Genomic DNA, 17736 nt, shown 5'->3' with positions numbered 1-17736 from the left:
CGGCCGTGAGTGCAACGGGTCACATCGGACGGCGGCTGATCGTCGATTACTGTGAGTGTGTGAGTTCGGGTGATCACCAGCGGGCGGCGGACTATGTCGCCGTGCTGCGGGACCAGGGCGGTGACGGTGCGCGTAAGCGGGCCGCGGTGCGGGCGCTGACCGCTCTCAAAGGTGTCGAGCTGGATCTTTCCGGTGCGACGCTGCGTGACGTGGACTTCGCCGGTGGGCGGTTCGGGGCGGTGAACTTCGCCGACGCCCGGTTCGAGGGGCGGACCTCGTTCGCCGGGGCGGTGTTCGACGGGGAGGCGATCTTCGCGCGGGCCGTGTTCGACGGGGAGACGCATTTCGAGCGGGCCCGGTTCGACACTCTCGCGGTGTTCGGGCGGGCCCGGTTCCATGGTGAGACCTCGTTCGCCGGGGCCGAATTCCGGGACATGGCCTGGTTCGGGCGGGGCGAAGAGGAGCTCTGGGAGGACGACGAGGCCTGGGACACGGTCGACGACATCCGGCCGCAGCCCTGGGACGAGCTCAACGAGGCCGACCCGCGGTGGCCGGTGGCCGTGGTGATGGGTGAGTACCAGGGATATCTCGAGGGCGGCGACGGTGTGCGTTTCGGGGCGCCGGTGTCGTTCCGGGAAGCCGTGTTCGCGGGGACGGCCTGGTTCGGCAAGGCCCGGTTCGCGGCTGCCGCGGACTTCCGGGACGTCCGGTTCGGCGGGACGACTCATCTGGATTCACCACAGGTCGAGCTGCAGGGGGCGCGGACAGCCGCTGACGACGTGACCCTGCCGTGGGGCTGGGAGGTGCGCGACGGCGTGATCGTTGCGGGACCGGAGTGGGAGCTGCGCGCGGACCCGGAGGCGCTGGCCGAGATCGGGGATGCGGACCCGGGCCGGCGCCAGGCGGTGGTCGACGCGGTGAGTGCTTTCCTGCGTACCCCGCTGCGGTTTGATCTGACCGCGCGGCGGACCGCTGAGCAGGACCGGCAGATCGAGGCCCGCCGGAGGGCCCAGCGGGTGATCGCGGCGCGGCTGCGGCCCGGCCGGTGGGAGGGGCTGCACCTGCGGCTATCCGGGGCCACCCTGATCGATGTCGACCTGACCGGCTGCGCGGGCGGTGTGGCGCATTTCGCCGGGGCGCAGTTCCACGGCACGACCGTGCTGGATCCGGCGGGCTGGGATCGGCTGGTGCTCGATCTGGGCGCCGGTCGGGGGACGGCGACCTTCCACGATCAGCCTTCCAGATAGCCGCCGAGGTATCGCAGGGCCGCGGCCTCGTCGGGGCCGTCACCGTGCGGGCGGCGCAGGTCGGCGGTGAACGCGGCGACGTCTGCGAGGATCCATCCGAGCTGGTAGAACGCGACCGGGGACGGTTCACGGACCGGCGTCGCGAGGTCGGCGAACGCGTCGGTGAGCATCCACAGATCCCGATCCGGTGGGGCGATCCCGACCGTCGTCCAGTCGATCAGTGTGAGGCCGTCCGCGGTGCGCAGCACGTTGCCGGGATGTGGCTCGCCGTGCGTCACCACCCACGCGTCCGGTGGCGGAAGCGTCGCCGTGAGCCGATCGAAATCGGCCAGCCAGCCGTGGAGACGGTCGGCGTGACGGCGCAGCAGGGCACGGGCGGGTTCGGCCTGCGGACCGGACGTCCACGGACGATCCGATTCGGCCAGCGCGGTCAGGAGATCGTTGCGTCCGGGTAGGCGCAGGGCGATGCGCGGCGCCAGGTGCGCGACCCTCGGCGTGGACCGGTGCAGTTCGGTGAGCATCGCGGCGATCTCGGGACGGTCCTCCGGCGGATGCGGACCGAACTCTCCAGCAACCCCGTCCACCAGCGGAAACGCTGCCATGGTCCACCCGGGGGCCACCGGCTGCAGGATGCCGCCGTCCCGTGTGGGCAACGGCGCCAGCACGAAGTCGAGCCGCAACGCCCGCGCCGTCTCCAGCGACCGGCGCACCGCCGCCGACTCCCGGTCGACCTTCAGAAACAGTCCATCGGCGGTCCAATGGTGGCTGCCCGCACCCACCGGCAGATAGTCCGCCCGCCCGGCGCGCACACCCCATCCGGCGGCCAGGGCCGCGAGCACTGCGGCGTCATCGACGTCCTGCGGCGGCTCCAGCATGTCGTCACATTAGGGGGTACGCTGCGCGCGCCCCGTCCGCCGTCGATGGGATGCGACGATGCGGCCTCGTCAAGGTCCGGGTCTCCGCTTCGATGTGAGAGCACGCCGTCGCCTGATCGTGCCCGCTCCGCCGCTCCCCAGGTGGCATCGGCTGGTTGTCCGGGCCGGGCGCTGGCCACCCGTTCTGGTGTGCGGCGGCGACGGAGGCGACCGTCGACTCGGCTGCGGCTGCGATCACGTCTGCCGGGTGCCGTCTCCGGGCGCCTCGTGCGTCGGCGCCGTTCAGCCACTCGCGGCTTCCCCGGGGCCGTCGCCAAGATCGGAATGGGTTCGGTGGCGTTCCGGCCACCCCCGGCCGTCGGCCACGGTCGGTCTGCGAGTCGGAAGCGACCGTGGGTGACGGCTGGGAGGGGCGGAGCCGTCGTCGGTGGCTGTTTTCTGCCTCTCGTGTAGCTGTGGTCGACGGCTCGGCTGGCTTGGCCGTCGGTTGTGGTCGGTCTGCGAGTCGGAAGCGACCGTGGGTGACGGCTGGGAGGGGCGGAGCCGTCGTCGGTGGCTGTTTTCTGCCTCTCGTGTAGCTGTGGTCGACGGCTCGGCTGGCTTGGCCGTTGGCTGTGGTCGGTCCGCGAGTCGGAAACGACCGTGGGCGACGGCCGGCAGTCGCGCGATGCCGCCCAGCCTAAGTTGACCTTGGACGTGGCCCCACGCTGCGACAAACGGCTGAGCCGCACTGATGCGACCGTCACCGGTCACCGGTCACCGGTCACCGGTCACCGCCAACGGCCGACGAATCGCCACGGCGAAGGGGACCGCATAGTTGCTGGTCACAGCTTTGATCAACTTCCAAGCCGCATTGCACGGTCGCCGCCTGGCGGCCCGCTGGGGGAGGCACGTTCGATACAGGGCACAGTCTTCCGGTGTTCCGCGGCGCCGATCTGTCTGAGGATATGCTTTTCTGGAATCGCGGACGCGGAAGATTCCGTAGGGTAGATTTTCTCCACTGCCAGCCTCTGCGGGGCCGCCTGGCGGAAATCCTCACAGTATTGCATTCAGCTTGATGTGGAATCGCCGGGAAGTGCGGTCGGCGCGACCGGTCAGGGGGATCGAATTGTCCGGTTCACGGCGGCGAAAATCGAACAGGGGATCTACCAGGGTCGGCGATGCTCTTTTCGAGCAGCTCATCGACTCCGCTCCTGATGCGATGCTCGGGGTCGACCAGGAGGGAGTCATCGTCTTCTCCAACAGGCAGGCCTCCCACCTCTTCGGATACGATCGGGGCGAATTGGCGGGACGGCGCGTCGAAATCCTTCTTCCCGAGCACATGACGCAGAGGCATCGTGCCATCAGACAGCGCTATTTCACCGCTCCGGAGCATCGTGCCATGGGTGGGGGAGAGCCGCTTCTCGCGCGGCGCAAGGATGGCACCGTTTTCCCGGCTGAGATCAGTCTCAGTGGTCTGAGTACGGATTCCGGACTTCTCGTCTCCGCTGCGGTCCGCGACGTCAGCGAACGATTGAGAATGGAATCAGAAAGGGAACGACTCCGCGAGGAGGCCGAGGGGGAGCGTCTGCAGAACCAGTTGCAGAGGGCTCAGAAGATGGAGTCCCTCGGCCAGCTCGCCGGGGGCATCGCGCACGATTTCAACAATCTTCTCTCCATCATCATGAACTTCGCCGAGTTCATCACCGACATCTCCGCCGAACGCCTGGCCTCGTCCGGGGGCGATCCGGCGGACGTCTCCTGGCTGCACGACCTCCACCGGGACGGGACGCAGATTCAACGTGCGGCCCACCGTGGTGCGAGCCTGACCAGGCAGCTTCTGGCCTTCGCCCGGCAGGATGTCGCCCGGCCCGTCGTCGTCGACGTCTCCGAGGTGGTACGAGACGTCGAGGCGATGTTGCTCCGTTCCCTCGGTGAGCACATCGTCCTGAACACGCGCTGTTCCGCGGAATGCAAACCCGTCCTCATCGATGCGGGACAGTTGGAACAGATTCTGGTCAACTTGGCCGTCAATGCGCGTGATGCGATGCCGGACGGTGGCGGTCTGATCATCGAGACGGCGGATGTCGTGGTCGACGGGGAGTACGTGTCCGGTTTCCCCTCGTCGACGCCGGGAGAATACGTCCGGTTGAGGGTCAGCGACACCGGCACAGGAATGCCTCGGGAGGTGATCGATCGGGTTTTCGAGCCGTTCTTCACCACCAAGGCGCCGGGGCGCGGCACCGGTCTCGGCCTGGCCATGGTCTACGGCATCGTCACGTCTGCGGGCGGCACCGTCGGGATCACCTCCGATGAGGGCGTCGGGACCACCATCGACATCATGCTGCCGGTCACTGAACGTCCCGCGTACGCCCTCGCGGCCGACGAGACTCCCGTCGATCTTCACGGGTCCGGTCAGACGGTGCTCCTCCTCGAGGACGAACCGGCACTGCGCCAAGTGTGTCGTCGGCTTCTCCTGGCCGCCGGTTACCGTGTCGTGGCTCCTGAAAGCACCGCCGAAGCGGTCACCGTGGCATCGGAGCCGGATCTGTCGGTCGACCTGCTGCTCACCGACGTGGTGATGCCGGGGATCTTCGGATCCGAGCTCGCTGGGCGGATCCGTGCCGTCCAGCCGCATGCCCAGGTGTTGTTCATGTCCGGGTATGCCACCCCTTTCCTTGCGGACAAGGGGTTTCTCGACCCGGATACGAACCTGCTCGAGAAACCTTTCACCCGTACTGAACTGCTCACCGCGGTTCGGCACGCCGTCAGCCGGCATCGTCCGGCCACGCCGTCTCTGGCGTTGCATGCCGCGGTCCAGGGTACGAGGCCGGGCTCCCCGCGATCCCTTCTGAGGGAGGCGCCCATCGCGTGAGGGGCGGCGCCGCCCACCGGCGATCGACGCAGGGCTCAGACCGAGGCGCCCATCGCGTGAGGGCGGCGGTGGAGCGGTACGGGGTGACTCCGCGTCGAGGGCGGGTGTGCTGGCGGAGGGTGCACGGCCGGGTGGGTTCAGGGGTGTGCGGAAGGCTGGCCCTGGCATGATCTCGGCATGCTGCTGGTTCCCTGCGACGTGTTGCGTCCCCGACGGCCTGATGAGCATTTCGCGGGGGAGGCGGCGGCCGCCCGGGCGGCGGGGATGCCGGTCGCGGTGGTCGATCACGATGCGCTGACCCGGGGCACGGCGCAGGCCGCGGACGCCGCTGTCGCGCGGGTGCCGGCGGGGGACGGCGCCGTCTATCGCGGATGGATGCTGCGGAGTGGGGATTACGCCGGGTTCGCGGCGGCTCTGGAGCGGCGTGGGGTGCGGTTGCGGACCGGGGCCGAGGATTACCGGCGGGGGCACGAGCTGCCGGGGTGGTATCCGGCTGCGCAGGACTGCACGCCGGAGAGTGTGTGGACCGAGGGGGACGGGCGGGACGGGTTCCTGGAGGCGTGCGCGGGGCTCGGCAAGGGGGCGGCCGTGCTGCGGGACTGGACGAAGTCGATGAAACACTATTGGGACGAGGCGTGTTTCATCCCGGACGTGACCGACGTCGACGCGGCGTGGCGGGTGGCCCGGCGGTTCCGGGAGTTGCGCGACGACGAGTTCACCGGCGGGTTCGTGTTGCGGCGGTTCGAGGATTTCAGTGGGGCTGAGGCCCGGACCTGGTGGGTGGACGGGGAGTGCCGGCTGGTCAGCGCGCACCCGGATTCGCCCGACCGGCTGCCGGGTGACGTGGATCTGACCGTGGTGGCGGCGGCGATCCGGGAGTTGGCGTCGCCGTTCGTGACCGCGGATCTGGTGCGGCGCACGGACGGGCGCTGGCGGCTGGTGGAGATCGGGGACGGGCAGGTCAGTGATCGCCCGTCCAGTGCGGACGCGTCCCGGCTGATCCGGGCGATCATCTGAGGAGAGGCGATCATCTGAGGAGAGGCGATCATCTGAGGAGAAGAGAAGGCGGGCGGGGAACCCGGGGGAGTGGCGCCCCACCCCGCCGACGTCACAGAGAACGACGTCACGAAGTCGACGTCACGAAGCGGACGTCAGAACACCGTCAGAGCCGGATCCGCTGACCGGTGAAGATCAGACTCGGGCTCTTCAGGCGGTCGTCGTTGAGGCGGTACAGCGTACGCCAACCGCCCTTGACCTTGAATTTCTTGGCGATCGACGCGAGTGTGTCGCCGGAGCGGACCACGTAGGTCTTCCCGGTCGCCTTCACCGTGGTCTTGGTGGCCGTCTTGCGGGCGGTGACCTTCGTGGTCGTCTTCTTGTAGACGCCGGCCTTCTTGCCGCACACCGGCCAGGGGCTCAGTCCGCGCTTCTTGTACAGCTTCTGTGCGATGGTGATCTGTTCGCTCTTGCTGGCCTTGTTCGCGGTGGCGGCGTACTTGCCGCCGCCGTTGGACTTCCACGTGCTGCGGCTGAACTGCAGGCCACCGTAGTACCCGTTGCCGGTGTTGATGTGCCACCGGCCGCCGGACTCGCACTGGGCGATCTTGTCCCAGTTCACCGTGGCGGCGTTCGCCGGGGCTGCGCCGGTCAGGACGCCGGCTCCGGTCACGCCCGCGGTGATCAGAACCAGGGCAAGGCGCGTTCGTCTACTACCGATCCGAGACATGGGTTTCCTCCACGCCTACGAGGTGAGCTGTCGGGTTCGGGCAGAGTGGCCCGGCCGGTGCATCACGCGGCTTCACCCCGAGGCGCGTCGTCACGCGCCGAGAATCTTGGGTCCCCCGCTCCTGCCGTCGAGTCGCGTCCGGGGGCGGCGGCAGGATTCGGCGATCCGCCCTCGGTGCCCGCCGTACTGCGGGACGGCCACGACGGTAACCACGTCGATGTGCCGGGTGCCAAGCTCACGGTGGTCGATAGTGACGTTCTTCTCAGTATTCGCCCGATTTGATCTTATTTACGGAGTGATAAAACGGGTATGAGAGAAATCAGCGAAATGTCGGCTATACCGGTGAAAGTTATTGTTGTCAGCTGAATGACCAGCTTGCACCGGGCTGAAGTTTTGCTGTGAGCGATGCGAGGTGGAAATTTCCGGCTTCGCCGTACAACGGCCCGCGGTCGAGCGTTCAGTGCATGCAGCACCGAATCGAACCGTAGAGCGAGGCAAGAACGTGGTGGGAATCGACATCGTCCAGGTGTCGCGGCTGCGCCGTCTCCTGACCGAGCACGCGACCGCCGACATCGACCTCTTCACCCCGGCCGAGCGGGACTACTGCGGGGCGAAACGGGACCGTTACCCTCATCTGGCCGCCCGCTTCGCCGCCAAGGAGGCCGTCCTCAAGGCCCTCGGCAGCGGCCTCGGCCCGGCGATGCGCTGGACCGACGTGGAAGTGGTCAACGCAGCGCTCGGCCGCCCCTCGGTACGCCTGCACGGTGCCGTCCGCGCCCTGGCCGACGCCCGCGGCTGCCGCGTCGAGATCACGTTGTCGCACACCGGCGACTACGCGGTCGCCCAGGCGATGCTGGTCGGCGCCGCATGAACCGGGTCGTGGTCACCGGGCTCGGCGCGGTCACGCCGCTGGGCAACGACGCCCCGTCCACCTGGGCCGGGCTGGCCGCCGGCCGCAACGGGGTGGGCCCGCTCACCTCCTTCGACGCCCGGTCCTTCGAGGTACGCATCGCCGGTCACGTCCGTGACTTCGCCGCACCGGAGGGCGTGCCCGGACGCCACCTCTCCCGGGCCGCCTCGTTCGTGGTGGCCGCCGCCCAGGAGGCCGTCCAGGACGCCGGCGACGGGGTGATGGACGGCGACGCGTACCGCTGCGGGGTCGCGCTCGGCGGGACGGTCGGCCGTCCGGAGCTGCAGGAGGCCGTCGACATGGCGTACCGGCTGGTGCGCAGCCGGGGCGCGGACATCCCCCGGCAGAGCCCGCGGGACGTGCTGCTGCGCAGCCAGAACGTGGCGCTGTCCTGGGTCGCCCGGCTGGCCGGGGCCGCCGGTCCGATGATCAGCGTCAGCACCGCGTGTGCGGGCTCCGCCCACGCGGTCGGCGAGGCGTACCGGCGGATCCAGGAGGGCGACGCCGACGTGATGCTGGCCGGCGGCTTCGACGCGCTCACCACCTGGATGGACGTGCTCGGGTTCTCCCTGCTCGGGGCGCTGACCACGGAACACAACAACGAGCCGGAGGCGGCCTGCCGGCCGTTCGACGCCACCCGCACCGGGTTCGTCCTCGGGGAGGGCGCAGCCGTCGTCGTGCTCGAGGAACGGGAGGCGGCCCTGGCCCGGGGCGCGGAGATCAAAGCAGAGCTCGCGGGGTACGGGTCGACGCTCAACGCGTACCGGATCACCGATTCGCCGCCGGACGGCGGTGGCGCGATCACCGCGATGCGCGACGCCATCGCCGACGCGGGGCTGGACCCGCGGGACATCGACTACATCGCCGCGCACGGCACCGGCACACCCGGCAACGACGCCAGCGAGACCGCCGCGATCAAGGCGCTGTTCGGGGCGTACGCCCACGAGCTGTCGATCAGCTCACCGAAGTCGATGACCGGTCACCTGACGTCGGCGGCCGGCGGGGTGAACCTGATCGCCGCGATCGGCGCGCTACGCGAGCAGCTGGTGCCACCCACCGTCAACCTGCGGCACCCGGACCCGGAGCTGGACCTGGACTACACCCCGAACGAGGCCCGCGCCCGGCGGGTCCGGGCCACCCTGGTCAACGCGTTCGCGTTCGGCGGCACCAACGCGTGCCTGGTGCTGCGATGAGACGCGTCGTGATCACCGGTGTCGGACTGCTGACCGCGGCCGGCACCGGCTGGGAGCAGAGCTGGGCGTCGATGCTCGCCGGGCGCAGCGCGATCGGCCCGATCAAGGGGTACGACGCGTCCTCGCTGGAGATCCGGTACGCCGCCGAACTGCCGGACTTCCACGCCGGTGACTACGCGCCGCGCCGGATGCTCAAGGCGACCACCCGCAACGACCAGCTCGCCATCGCCGGTGCGGTGCTGGCGGTCCGGGACGCGGGCGGGGCGCTGGAGAGCTGCGACCCGGAGCGGGCCGCGGTGTTCGTCGGCGGCAACAAGGAGGTGTCGAACCCGGACCACTTCCTGGAGGCCTGCCTGGTGGCGCGGACCGCCGACGGCACCGCCGACCACCTGCTGCTCGGCGAGAACGCGCGCTCGGCGTTCTATCCGCTGTTCTACGTCGAAGGACTGCAGTCGGCCGCGCTGTTCCACATCTCCCAGCTGTTCGGGGTACGCGGTGCCAACGCGTACTTCCACGGCACCGCGGACGCCGGGCTGACCGCGATCGGGCGGGCGTTCCGGTCGATCCGTCGCGGTGAGAGTGACGTGGCGATCGCCGGGGGCTTCGACGACGCGGCGTCCTGGTGGACCCTGTCGAAGATGGAGGGTCTGGGCGTGCTCTCCACCTCCCGGGAGGAGGACGCCTTCCGGCCGTACGACACGGAACGCTCCGGTTCGGTCCTGGGTGATGGCTCGGCCTGGCTGGTGCTGGAGGAACACGGGTCGGCGACCCGTCGCGGCGCCCGGGTGCACGCGGAGGTCACCGGGTTCGGCAGCACCTTCGACGGCACCGGCCTGCTCTGCCCGGCCCCGGACGGCGCCCCGCTGGAGGCCGCGGTGCGGGCGGCGCTGCGGGAGGCCCGGCTGGACCCGTCCGACGTCGGGTACGTGGCCGCGCACGCCTGCGCCACCGGACTCGGTGACGTCTCCGAGGCCAGGGCTCTGGCCGGGGTGTTCGGCGCCGGCGGTCAGCCGCCGGTGAGCGGCGTCAAACCGGTCACCGGTCATCTCGTCGCGGGCGCCGGCGCGCTGAACGCCGGGGTGGCCGCGCTGGCCGTCGGCACCGGGGCGATCCCGCCGACCGCGAACCTGCGCCGCCAGGACCCGGAGTGCCCGCTGACCGACCTGCCGCGGACCGCCCGCCAGACGCCGGTACGCCATGCGGTGGCGATCGCCCGGGGCCTCGAGGGCCAGCAGGTCGCGCTGGTGGTGGGCGCGCCGTGAACTGGGACCGGGTCGCCGTCGCCGGACTCGGGGCGGTCACCGCCCAGGGACCGGCCGCCGCCGACCTCTGGGAGGGCGCCCGCACGGGCCGGGTCCGGATCCGGCCGCTGGAGGGCTACGGCGGTTCCTACATCGGCGGCGAGGCGGACAGTTCCCCCGCGGCCCGCTGGGAGTACCAGCGCCCGTCCGGGTTCCGCGAGCGGGCCCTCGACTTCGCGCTGATGGCCACGGCGGAGGCGTTCGCCGCCCTACCCGCCGGTGCGGTGGCCAGCGAGCGGATCGGCCTGGTCCTCGGCACCTGCAACGGCGGTCTGCTCTCCGGCCGGGCGTGGCTGCGCGACCGCGATCCGGAACTGGCCCGGCTGGTGACGCCGCAGCCGATCGCCGAGCGGGTGGCCACCGCGTTCGGGATCACCGGGCCGGTACTCGCCCTCAACACCGCCTGCGCGTCCGGCGCCAACGCCATCGGGCTCGGCGTCGACCTGCTGCGGCTGGGCCGGGCCGACGCGGTGCTGGCCGGCGGCGCCGACGCGCTGCCGGACGTGGTGCTCGCCGGGTTCAACGCGCTCGAGTCGCTCTCGCCGACACCGGCGGCCCCGTACTCCGGCAACCGGGAGGGTCTCTCGCTGGGCGAGGGCAGCGGCATGGTGCTGCTGCTGCGCGCCGCGACCGCGGACCGGCTGGGACTGCCCGCGGTGGCCGAGATCCTCGGGTACGGGCTGTCCGCCGACGGGTTCCACCCGACCGCGCCGCGTCCGGACGGTTCCGGGGCGGCCCGCGCGATAAAGTCCGCGCTGCGACTGTCCGGTGTGCGGCCGGAGCAGGTCGGCTACGTCAACGGGCACGGCACCGGGACGCCGAAGAACGACGTGGCGGAGACCCTCGCGATCCGGGCGGCGTACGGCGAGGCCGCCGACCGTCTGCTGGTGAGCAGCACCAAGTCGGTGATCGGGCACCTGCTCGGCGCGGCCGGCGCGGTCGAGGCGATCGTGACCGCGCGGGCCCTGGCCGACCGGGTGGCGCCGCCCACCGCGAACTTCCGGGAACGCGACCCGGAGTGCGATCTGAACTACGTCTTCGACGGCGCGCTGCCGCTGACCACGGACGTGGCGGTGTCGAACAACTTCGCGTTCGCCGGTGCCAACGCGGCCCTGGTGCTGGCCCGGCCGGGGAGGGTGGCCGCGCCGCCGGTCCCGGTGACCGACGAGGTGGTGATCACCGGCACCGCCGTGCTCACCCCGTCCGGGCAGAGCACCGACGAGGTCCGTGCGGCCTGGCGGGACGGCCGGACGCCGGACGACCCGATGCTCGACCTGGACGTCGACCCCTACCTGAGCCGTAAGGAACGCCGCCGGATGGACCGGCTGAGCATGGTCAGCGTGGTGGTGGCCGCCCGGGCGCTCGCCGATGCCGGCCTCACGACGGGCACCGAGTCGGTCGGGGTGATCTTCGGGACCGGCACCGGGCCGATGGAGGCGATGGAACGGTTCAGCCTGCCGGTGCTCACCGAAGGACACGCGGCCGCCGACCCGGGCGTCTTCCCGAACACCGTCTACAACCAGGCCGCCGGGCAGATCGCCCTGCACCTCGGCCTGTACGGGCCCACCTCCACCCTGACCGTCGGGCACGCCAGCGGGCCGGCCGCCTGCATGTACGCGACCGACCTGCTGCGGATGGGCCACGCCGAGACGCTGCTGTGCGTGGCCACCGACGTGCTCACGCCGTCGGTGCGGTACGCGTACGCCTCCTCCGGCCTGGACCTGACCGTGGTCGAGGGCGGTGTGGGCCTGGTCCTGGAACGACGGTCGGCGGCGGAACACCGGGGCGCGCGGATCCTCGGCACCCTGGCCGGCAGCGGGATCAGCAGCGGACGGGTGGGACGGGAGCCCGGCAGCCGGCTGGGCGACGCCACCTTCCGGGCGATGAGCGCGGCTCTGGCCGAGGCCGGTGCGCAGCCGTCCGACGTCGGCTCGGTGTGGCTGGCCACCACCGGCCGGGGTGCGCTGGCCCGCCCGGAGTCCCGGGCGCTGCGGCGCCTGTTCCCCGGGGGCGGTCCCGAACTGCTCTCGCCCCGGCGGGTCCTCGGTGATCCGGTCGGGGCCGGCGGCGCCCTGTGCACGGCGCTCGCCCTCCAGCACCCGGGCCGTCCCGGTCTCGCGGTGGTCAACAGCACGTCGATCGGCAGCACCGAGATCAGCCTGGTGCTGCGCAGGGAGGTCCGAGGATGACCATTTCCGGTCAGGTGGCGCTGGTCACCGGTGGTTCCCGCGGCATCGGCGCCGCCGTGTGCCGCCGGCTGGCCCGCGACGGTGTGGCGGTGGCGGTGAACTACCGCAGTTCCGAGGGGGCCGCCAAGTCCGTGGTCCGCGACATCGAGGAGCACGGTGGCCGGGCGATCACGGTGGCCGGGGACGTGGCCGACGCGGGCGAGGTCGGCGCCATGACCGAGCAGGTGATCCGCGAGCTCGGCGGCCTGGACATCCTGGTCAACAACGCCGGTGTCAGCCAGGACGCGCTGCTCTACGACATGGCGATGGACGCCTGGCTGGACGTGATGCGGGTCAACTTCGGCGGGGTCTTCCACTGCACCCGGGCGGTGTTGCCGCACCTGATGGCGAAGGGCGCCGGTGCGATCGTGAACGTCTCGTCGGTGATGGGCGAACGCGGCTGGATCGGCGAGTCGAACTACGCCGCCAGCAAGGGCGCGGTCAACGCCTTCACCCGCTGCGCGGCCCTGGAGGCCGCCCGGTTCGGTGTCCGGGTGAACGCGGTGCTGCCCGGGTTCGTCCCCACCGACCTGGTGTCCGCCCTGGTCGAGGGGGACGGCGGCAAGAGCATCAGAAAGCAGATTCCGGCGCGCCGGCTCGGTACGACCGAGGAGATCGCGGACGCGGTCCGGTTCCTGGCCGGGCCGGAGTCGTCGTACATGACGGGCTCGCTGCTCACCGTGGACGGCGGCGCGGCGGCCGTACTCGGTGCGGGCCGTCCCTGACAACAGAGGCCTCGGCGTGGGCCGTCGCTGACAACAGAGGCCCCGATGTGGGCCGTCGCTGACTACAGAGGCCTCGGCGTGGGCCGTCCCTGACAACAGAAGGAGAGACCAATGGACCGTCACGAGATCACCGAGATCGTCACCACCGCCGTGGTGGACGGTCTGGGCGCCGAGCCCGACGAGGTCACCCCCGACGCGACCCTGCTCGACGATCTCAGCGCCGAGTCGATCGACCTGCTGGACATCCTGTTCCGCCTGGAGCGCGCGCTCAAGGTGAAGATCCAGGCGGCCCAGCTCGCCGAGTACGTGCAGGGCGGCATCCCGGACGAGGAGTTCGGCGACGCCGACGAGATCATCACCGAGAAGGGCCTGGCCCAGCTGCTGCGGGTGATGCCGCAGATCGACCCGGACGAGCTGCGCGGCACCCTGAAGGCCCGCAGGGTGATGAGCCTGTTCACCGTGGACAACCTGGTCGACCTGGTGATCCACCGGATGGCGGTGGACGCGATGGAGGCCGGCACACCGGAGCGGGCCGAGGTGCCGGCATGACGAACGTGCACGTCATCGGGACCGGCGGCTATCAGCCCGGCGATCCGATCCCGACATCGGAGATCGAACGCCTGGTCGGCCCGCTGCCCGCCGACGTCCTCGAGGGGCTGGCGATCACGAGCCGGCACTGGATCGCCGACCCGGCCACCGGCGCACAGTCCGAGAACAACTCGGACATGGCGCTGAAGGCGGCGCAGCGGGCGCTGGAGTCGGCCGGGGTGGACGCCGCCGAGATCGACCTGATGATCCTGGCGACCGGCACCCCCGACTACGTGCTGCCGCCGGTGGTCAACCTGGTGCAGGAGCGGCTGGGCCTGGTCCGGTGCGCCACCATGGAGCTGCGGTCCGGCGGCGCCGGGGTGGTCCAGGCCATGGAGATCGCCCGCCGGTTCCTCGCCGACGGGACGTACCGGACCGCCCTGCTGATCGGCAGTGAGGCGATCTCGCCGGTGCTGATCCCGGTGTTCCTCGGGCAGGACCCGGCGAGGATCCGGATGCGCGAGCGGATCCCGGTCTACATGTTCGGCGACGGCGCGGGCGCGCTGGTGATGCGGGCCGGGGAGGGGCCGGGCGGGGTCTCGGCCGGGGCGACGGCCTGCATCGGCGGGGACCGCAAACCGGGCATCCACGCGGTCGGCGGCGGCACGCACGCGCCGATCGCCGAGCAGCTGAAGGCCAAACGCCTGGTCGACCTGCGGGTCGACGTGGTCGGGGCGGGCGACTTCACCCCGCAGATGGTGATCGAGGGGATCGGCGCGACGCTCGCCGCGGCGAAGGTGGACGTCGAGACCGTCGACCTCTGCCTGGTCCCGGAGGGCAACGTCGGCTGGATGCGCGACTCGCTCACCGACCAGGGCCTGGACCAGGGCGCCTGGAAGGCCCTCGACGGCAAGGTGATCGACAGCCTGCCGGTGATGGGGGCGGTCGGGTGCGCCGCGGTGCCGCTCTTCCTCGACGACGCGTGGCGCAGCGGGCGGATCCGGCGCGGGGACCGGGTGATGGTCGTCGGCGTCGAGTCCACCAAGTGGATCTATGCGGGCGCTGTCATCGACTGGACGATGCCGTGAGGAAGCGGTGAGAGCACGGGAGTGCTCTCACCGCGTACCCCTTACGACCGCACGCCTGCCGTGACCGTGGTGACCTGGGTGCCGGACAACGTGCCTCCGGTGTAGAGGCCGCCGCCGACGGCCGTGCCCGACACACTGCCCCCGGTCCGGACCGCGTAGACGGTGCCCCGGGTGATCTGGCTGGACGAGAAGACCACGCTCTTGAACGCCTTCGTCGACTGGTAGGTCGCGATCTGCGTGCCCGAGGTGGTGGCCAGGTGCACGATCGTGCCGGCCGCCTGGTTGGCGCTGAAGGTGACCTGCACCCAGCCCTGGCCCGCGGTCGGGAGTGTGCTGGTCGAGGCGCTGATGCCCGCCGACAGCACGGTCCCGCCGGTGATGGTCAGCGCGCCGTTGGAGTCCAGGCCGCCCTCACCGCCGCCGCGCGTCGCGGAGCCGGTGACCACCACGTTGCCGCCGGTCAGGGTGAGCGCGCCGTTGGAGTCCAGCCCGTCGGTGCCGCCGTTGACCAGCACCGTTCCGCCGCTGACCTGGATCAGCGCATTGGGGGAGTTCTGCATCTCCTCGTACGCCGGGTCGGAGGCGTTGACCGCGTCGTCGGAGGCGGTGGCGCCGGCGGTGCCGCCGGTGAAGTACACCTTGAGGCCCTCGATGCCCTCCACCGACTTGGTGACGTTCACCGAGCCGCCGGCGACGGTCACGATGTTCTCCGCGTGCACGCCGTCGTCGCCGCTGGAGATGGTGGTGCTGCCGCCGTCCACGGTGATGTTGCCGTCCGAGTGCAGACCGTCGTCGACGGTGGCGGTCACCGTGGCCTGGCCGTCGCTGATCGCCACCAGGGTGCCGGCCTTGAGGCCCTTGCCGGCCGACGTCCGCGCGGTGATCGTGCCGCCGTTGACCAGCACGTCGGTCTGGCCGGTGATCGCGTCGTCGGCCGCGGTGGCGCTGACCGTGCCGCCGCCGATCCAGACGTACCCGGCGGTGGCGCTCTCCTCGTTGTCGGCCTTGATCCCGTCGCCGGCGCTGCCGGTCGCGGTGATCGTGCCGCCGTCGACGACCACGTAGTCCTTGCCGCGGATCGCGTCGTCCTTGGCAGTCACCGTGATCGTCCCGGCGGTGATCACCAGGCCGTCCTTGGCGGCGATGCCGTCGTTGGCGTTGCCGGTGACGACCAGCGCGCCGGGGCCGTCGATGGTCAGGTCCGACGAGGAGACCAGCGCGCCGTCCACCGACGTGGTGCCGTCGGTGAGCCGGTTCGTGGTGCCGGACTGCAGGTGGACCAGGACCCGGGTGGCCGCGGTGACGTTGATCGCGGCGGTGGTGCTGTTGGTGATCGTCACCCCGTTGAGGATCAGCCGGACCACTCCGGAGCCGGTGCTGTTCACCACGATCTGGCCGTTGGTGAGGGAGCCCGCGAAGCGGTAGGTGCCCGCGGCGTTCACCGTGACGGTGCTGCCGGAGACGGTCACGTTGGAGCTGGTGGTGGTCGCGGAGGTGCCGGTCAGCGTGACCGCGGCGACGTCCGACTCGGACCAGGTGTGGTCGGCGGCGACGTCGTGGTCGGCCACGTTGGCGGCGAGCGCCGCCGCCGCGGCGGGGCCGGCGGCGAGGGCGGGTGCCGCCGGCACCACGAGGACGGCGAGGGCGGCGGCGCTGACGGCGGCGAGATGGGGGAGTCTTCGCACGATTCTTCCTTACGTGGATGGTGACTAGCGGAAATGTCGCCTCAGAGTGCGACTCCATCGGGTGGCCGGCAGCTCGGGGCGCAGCGCGGCCAGCCCGGTGGCGTATTTGGAGATGCTGACCGGGCGGTGCCCACGGGCCCACAGCAACCGGTCGATCGGGGAAGCGGCGGAACTGGTCTTCGTCTCGACGATCGCGATGTCCGGCAGGAACAGGCCGATGCCGTCGGCGCAGGTCCAGCTCAGGTCCACGTCGACGGTGGCGCGCGAGTTCCCGGCCGGCTGGTACAGCGTGGTCCGCCGGTAGTGCGTGACCAGCGTCGGGACCAGCGGATAGGCGCTGCCCAGGATCTCCTCGACGAACGGGAGCCCGGCCTCGACGCTGTCCTGGTGGTCCAGCTCGTAGGGCAGCCGGTCCTTGACCGTTCCGCCCCGGTACCCCTCGGTCTTGACCTCGAACCAGCAGGCGGCCGAGTCCACGTACGTCCGGGTCCGGACCTTGAATCGGCGCCGGCGGCGATGCGCGGTGAGGCGGAAACTGATCAGGTCCGGGGTGTCGAAGTAGACCGACCGGTAGCGGAAGGCGCGCTCGCCGCCGATCTCCAGCACCCGGGTCCGCGGATCGACCGTTCCCATGATCTGCAGGGCGGCGTCGCGGGGCAGCACGTACTTGCGGTCGACCCGGGTCTGCAGTGCGGCCTTCTCGGTGAGTTCGGCCAGCGAGATGGGATCCAGGACCTTCATCGGTGCGCTCCGGCCAGGGCGTCCGCCTTGCGGTTCTGGGGGTACGAGTACCGCACCTCGACGATGGTCGTCTCGTTGACCAGGTCGACCCGTTCCACGGTGGCCTTGTGGACGCGGGCGCCGAGGACCTGTTCGAGTTTGGCGATCAGTGCCGTCTGCTCGACGATCGCGGTGTCCAGCACCAGCGTCTGCCGGTGGTAGGTGCGCAGCAGCCGCGGGTGGTCGCCGAGGAACATCACCACCAGGATCAGGCCCATCAGCGAGGGGGCCAGCCAGGCGGGACCGCCGCTGAGCGGGCCGAGGACGCCGAGCGCGAGGGCCGAGAAGTAGTACGCCACCTCGTGCTGGTCGAGTTCGGTCGAGCGCAGCCGGATGATCGAGAGTACGCCGAACAGGCCGAGGCCGAGGCCCGCACCGACGGTGCTGGAGCTCAGCGAGCCGGCGACGGCGAGCACGCCGACGTTCACCCCGAGGTACGCGACGACCAGGTCACGGCGGCGGTGACGGGGGAAGTACAGGCCGAAGACCAGGATGGACACCGCGACAAGGTCTATCGCAAAGAGTGCGAGCCGGGGCATAGTGGTGCGACCTCCTGGTACTCAAGGTGAACAGCGGGTGACTCATCGATGAACTTG

Annotated in this window: 15 protein-coding genes and 1 riboswitch; of the genes, 10 read left to right on the top strand and 5 right to left on the bottom strand. The window is 70.9% G+C overall.

What is annotated here, in order from left to right:
* Nucleotides 1-59 precede the first annotated feature (59 nt).
* Nucleotides 60-1247, top strand: a complete 1188-nt coding sequence (locus QSK32_RS36615) for a pentapeptide repeat-containing protein (RefSeq protein WP_285474520.1) — start codon at nt 60-62, stop codon at nt 1245-1247.
* Here the strand turns inward: QSK32_RS36615 and QSK32_RS36610 are convergent.
* On the bottom strand, nt 1232-2122 hold the full coding sequence (locus QSK32_RS36610) for an aminoglycoside phosphotransferase family protein (protein WP_285474519.1): 891 nt from the start codon (nt 2120-2122) through the stop codon (nt 1232-1234). The two genes, QSK32_RS36615 and QSK32_RS36610, sit on opposite strands and share 16 nt — an antisense overlap.
* A 1057-nt stretch (nt 2123-3179) precedes the next feature.
* Between QSK32_RS36610 and QSK32_RS36605 the strand changes: the two genes are divergently transcribed.
* Both QSK32_RS36605 and QSK32_RS36600 read left to right on the top strand, forming a co-directional pair.
* Entirely contained in the window at nt 3180-4976 is a 1797-nt protein-coding gene (locus QSK32_RS36605) for a PAS domain S-box protein (RefSeq protein WP_083448827.1), read from the top strand.
* Nucleotides 4977-5153: 177 nt separating this feature from the next.
* A complete protein-coding gene (locus tag QSK32_RS36600) occupies nt 5154-5993 on the top strand; it encodes an ATP-grasp domain-containing protein (RefSeq protein ID WP_285474518.1) in 840 nt (279 codons plus the stop codon).
* A 145-nt stretch (nt 5994-6138) separates the two neighbouring features.
* On the opposite strand, the gene QSK32_RS36595 is transcribed toward QSK32_RS36600, so the two are convergent.
* On the bottom strand, nt 6139-6645 hold the full coding sequence (locus QSK32_RS36595; RefSeq protein WP_285474517.1) for a LysM peptidoglycan-binding domain-containing protein: 507 nt from the start codon (nt 6643-6645) through the stop codon (nt 6139-6141).
* A 55-nt stretch (nt 6646-6700) separates the two neighbouring features.
* Nucleotides 6701-6875: riboswitch (cyclic di-AMP (ydaO/yuaA leader) on the bottom strand.
* Nucleotides 6876-7204: 329 nt separating this feature from the next.
* Between QSK32_RS36595 and acpS the strand changes: the two genes are divergently transcribed.
* The 7 genes from acpS to QSK32_RS36560 all read left to right on the top strand — a co-directional run bounded on the left by acpS (nt 7205) and on the right by QSK32_RS36560 (nt 14675).
* A complete protein-coding gene (acpS, locus tag QSK32_RS36590; protein WP_045740743.1) occupies nt 7205-7573 on the top strand; it encodes a holo-ACP synthase in 369 nt (122 codons plus the stop codon).
* Nucleotides 7570-8805 carry a beta-ketoacyl-[acyl-carrier-protein] synthase family protein gene (locus QSK32_RS36585; protein WP_285474516.1) on the top strand — a complete coding sequence of 412 codons (1236 nt, stop codon included), beginning with the start codon at nt 7570-7572 and terminating at the stop codon, nt 8803-8805. The genes acpS and QSK32_RS36585 overlap by 4 nt, the downstream gene beginning before the upstream one ends.
* Nucleotides 8802-10067: a beta-ketoacyl-[acyl-carrier-protein] synthase family protein gene (locus QSK32_RS36580; RefSeq protein ID WP_045740745.1), complete on the top strand. Its 1266-nt coding sequence runs from the start codon at nt 8802-8804 to the stop codon at nt 10065-10067. The genes QSK32_RS36585 and QSK32_RS36580 overlap by 4 nt, the downstream gene beginning before the upstream one ends.
* Complete coding sequence (locus QSK32_RS36575) at nt 10064-12295, top strand: beta-ketoacyl-[acyl-carrier-protein] synthase family protein (RefSeq protein WP_285474515.1); 2232 nt, start codon at nt 10064-10066, stop codon at nt 12293-12295. Before QSK32_RS36580 ends, QSK32_RS36575 begins: the two co-directional genes overlap by 4 nt.
* Nucleotides 12292-13059, top strand: a complete 768-nt coding sequence (locus QSK32_RS36570) for an SDR family NAD(P)-dependent oxidoreductase (protein WP_045740747.1) — start codon at nt 12292-12294, stop codon at nt 13057-13059. The genes QSK32_RS36575 and QSK32_RS36570 overlap by 4 nt, the downstream gene beginning before the upstream one ends.
* Nucleotides 13060-13170: 111 nt before the next feature.
* Nucleotides 13171-13608, top strand: coding sequence for an acyl carrier protein (locus QSK32_RS36565; protein ID WP_045740748.1), 438 nt, complete (start codon nt 13171-13173; stop codon nt 13606-13608).
* Complete coding sequence (locus QSK32_RS36560; protein ID WP_285474514.1) at nt 13605-14675, top strand: 3-oxoacyl-ACP synthase III family protein; 1071 nt, start codon at nt 13605-13607, stop codon at nt 14673-14675. Before QSK32_RS36565 ends, QSK32_RS36560 begins: the two co-directional genes overlap by 4 nt.
* 41 nt (nt 14676-14716) lie before the next feature.
* On the opposite strand, the gene QSK32_RS36555 is transcribed toward QSK32_RS36560, so the two are convergent.
* The 3 genes from QSK32_RS36555 to QSK32_RS36545 are packed head-to-tail and all read right to left on the bottom strand — an operon-like array spanning nt 14717 to nt 17640.
* Nucleotides 14717-16360, bottom strand: coding sequence for a carbohydrate-binding domain-containing protein (locus tag QSK32_RS36555; RefSeq protein ID WP_052720196.1), 1644 nt, complete (start codon nt 16358-16360; stop codon nt 14717-14719).
* Between the two features lie 24 nt (nt 16361-16384).
* Nucleotides 16385-17101: a polyphosphate polymerase domain-containing protein gene (locus tag QSK32_RS36550; RefSeq protein ID WP_045740750.1), complete on the bottom strand. Its 717-nt coding sequence runs from the start codon at nt 17099-17101 to the stop codon at nt 16385-16387.
* Entirely contained in the window at nt 17098-17640 is a 543-nt protein-coding gene (locus QSK32_RS36545) for a DUF4956 domain-containing protein (protein WP_245673845.1), read from the bottom strand. The genes QSK32_RS36550 and QSK32_RS36545 overlap by 4 nt, the downstream gene beginning before the upstream one ends.
* Between the last annotated feature and the right edge of the window lie 96 nt (nt 17641-17736).

The sequence above is a fragment of the Actinoplanes sp. NBRC 101535 genome, assembly GCF_030269225.1.
GTDB classification, from domain to species: domain Bacteria; phylum Actinomycetota; class Actinomycetes; order Mycobacteriales; family Micromonosporaceae; genus Actinoplanes; species Actinoplanes rectilineatus.
This window is presented reverse-complemented; position numbering and strand designations above follow the sequence as displayed.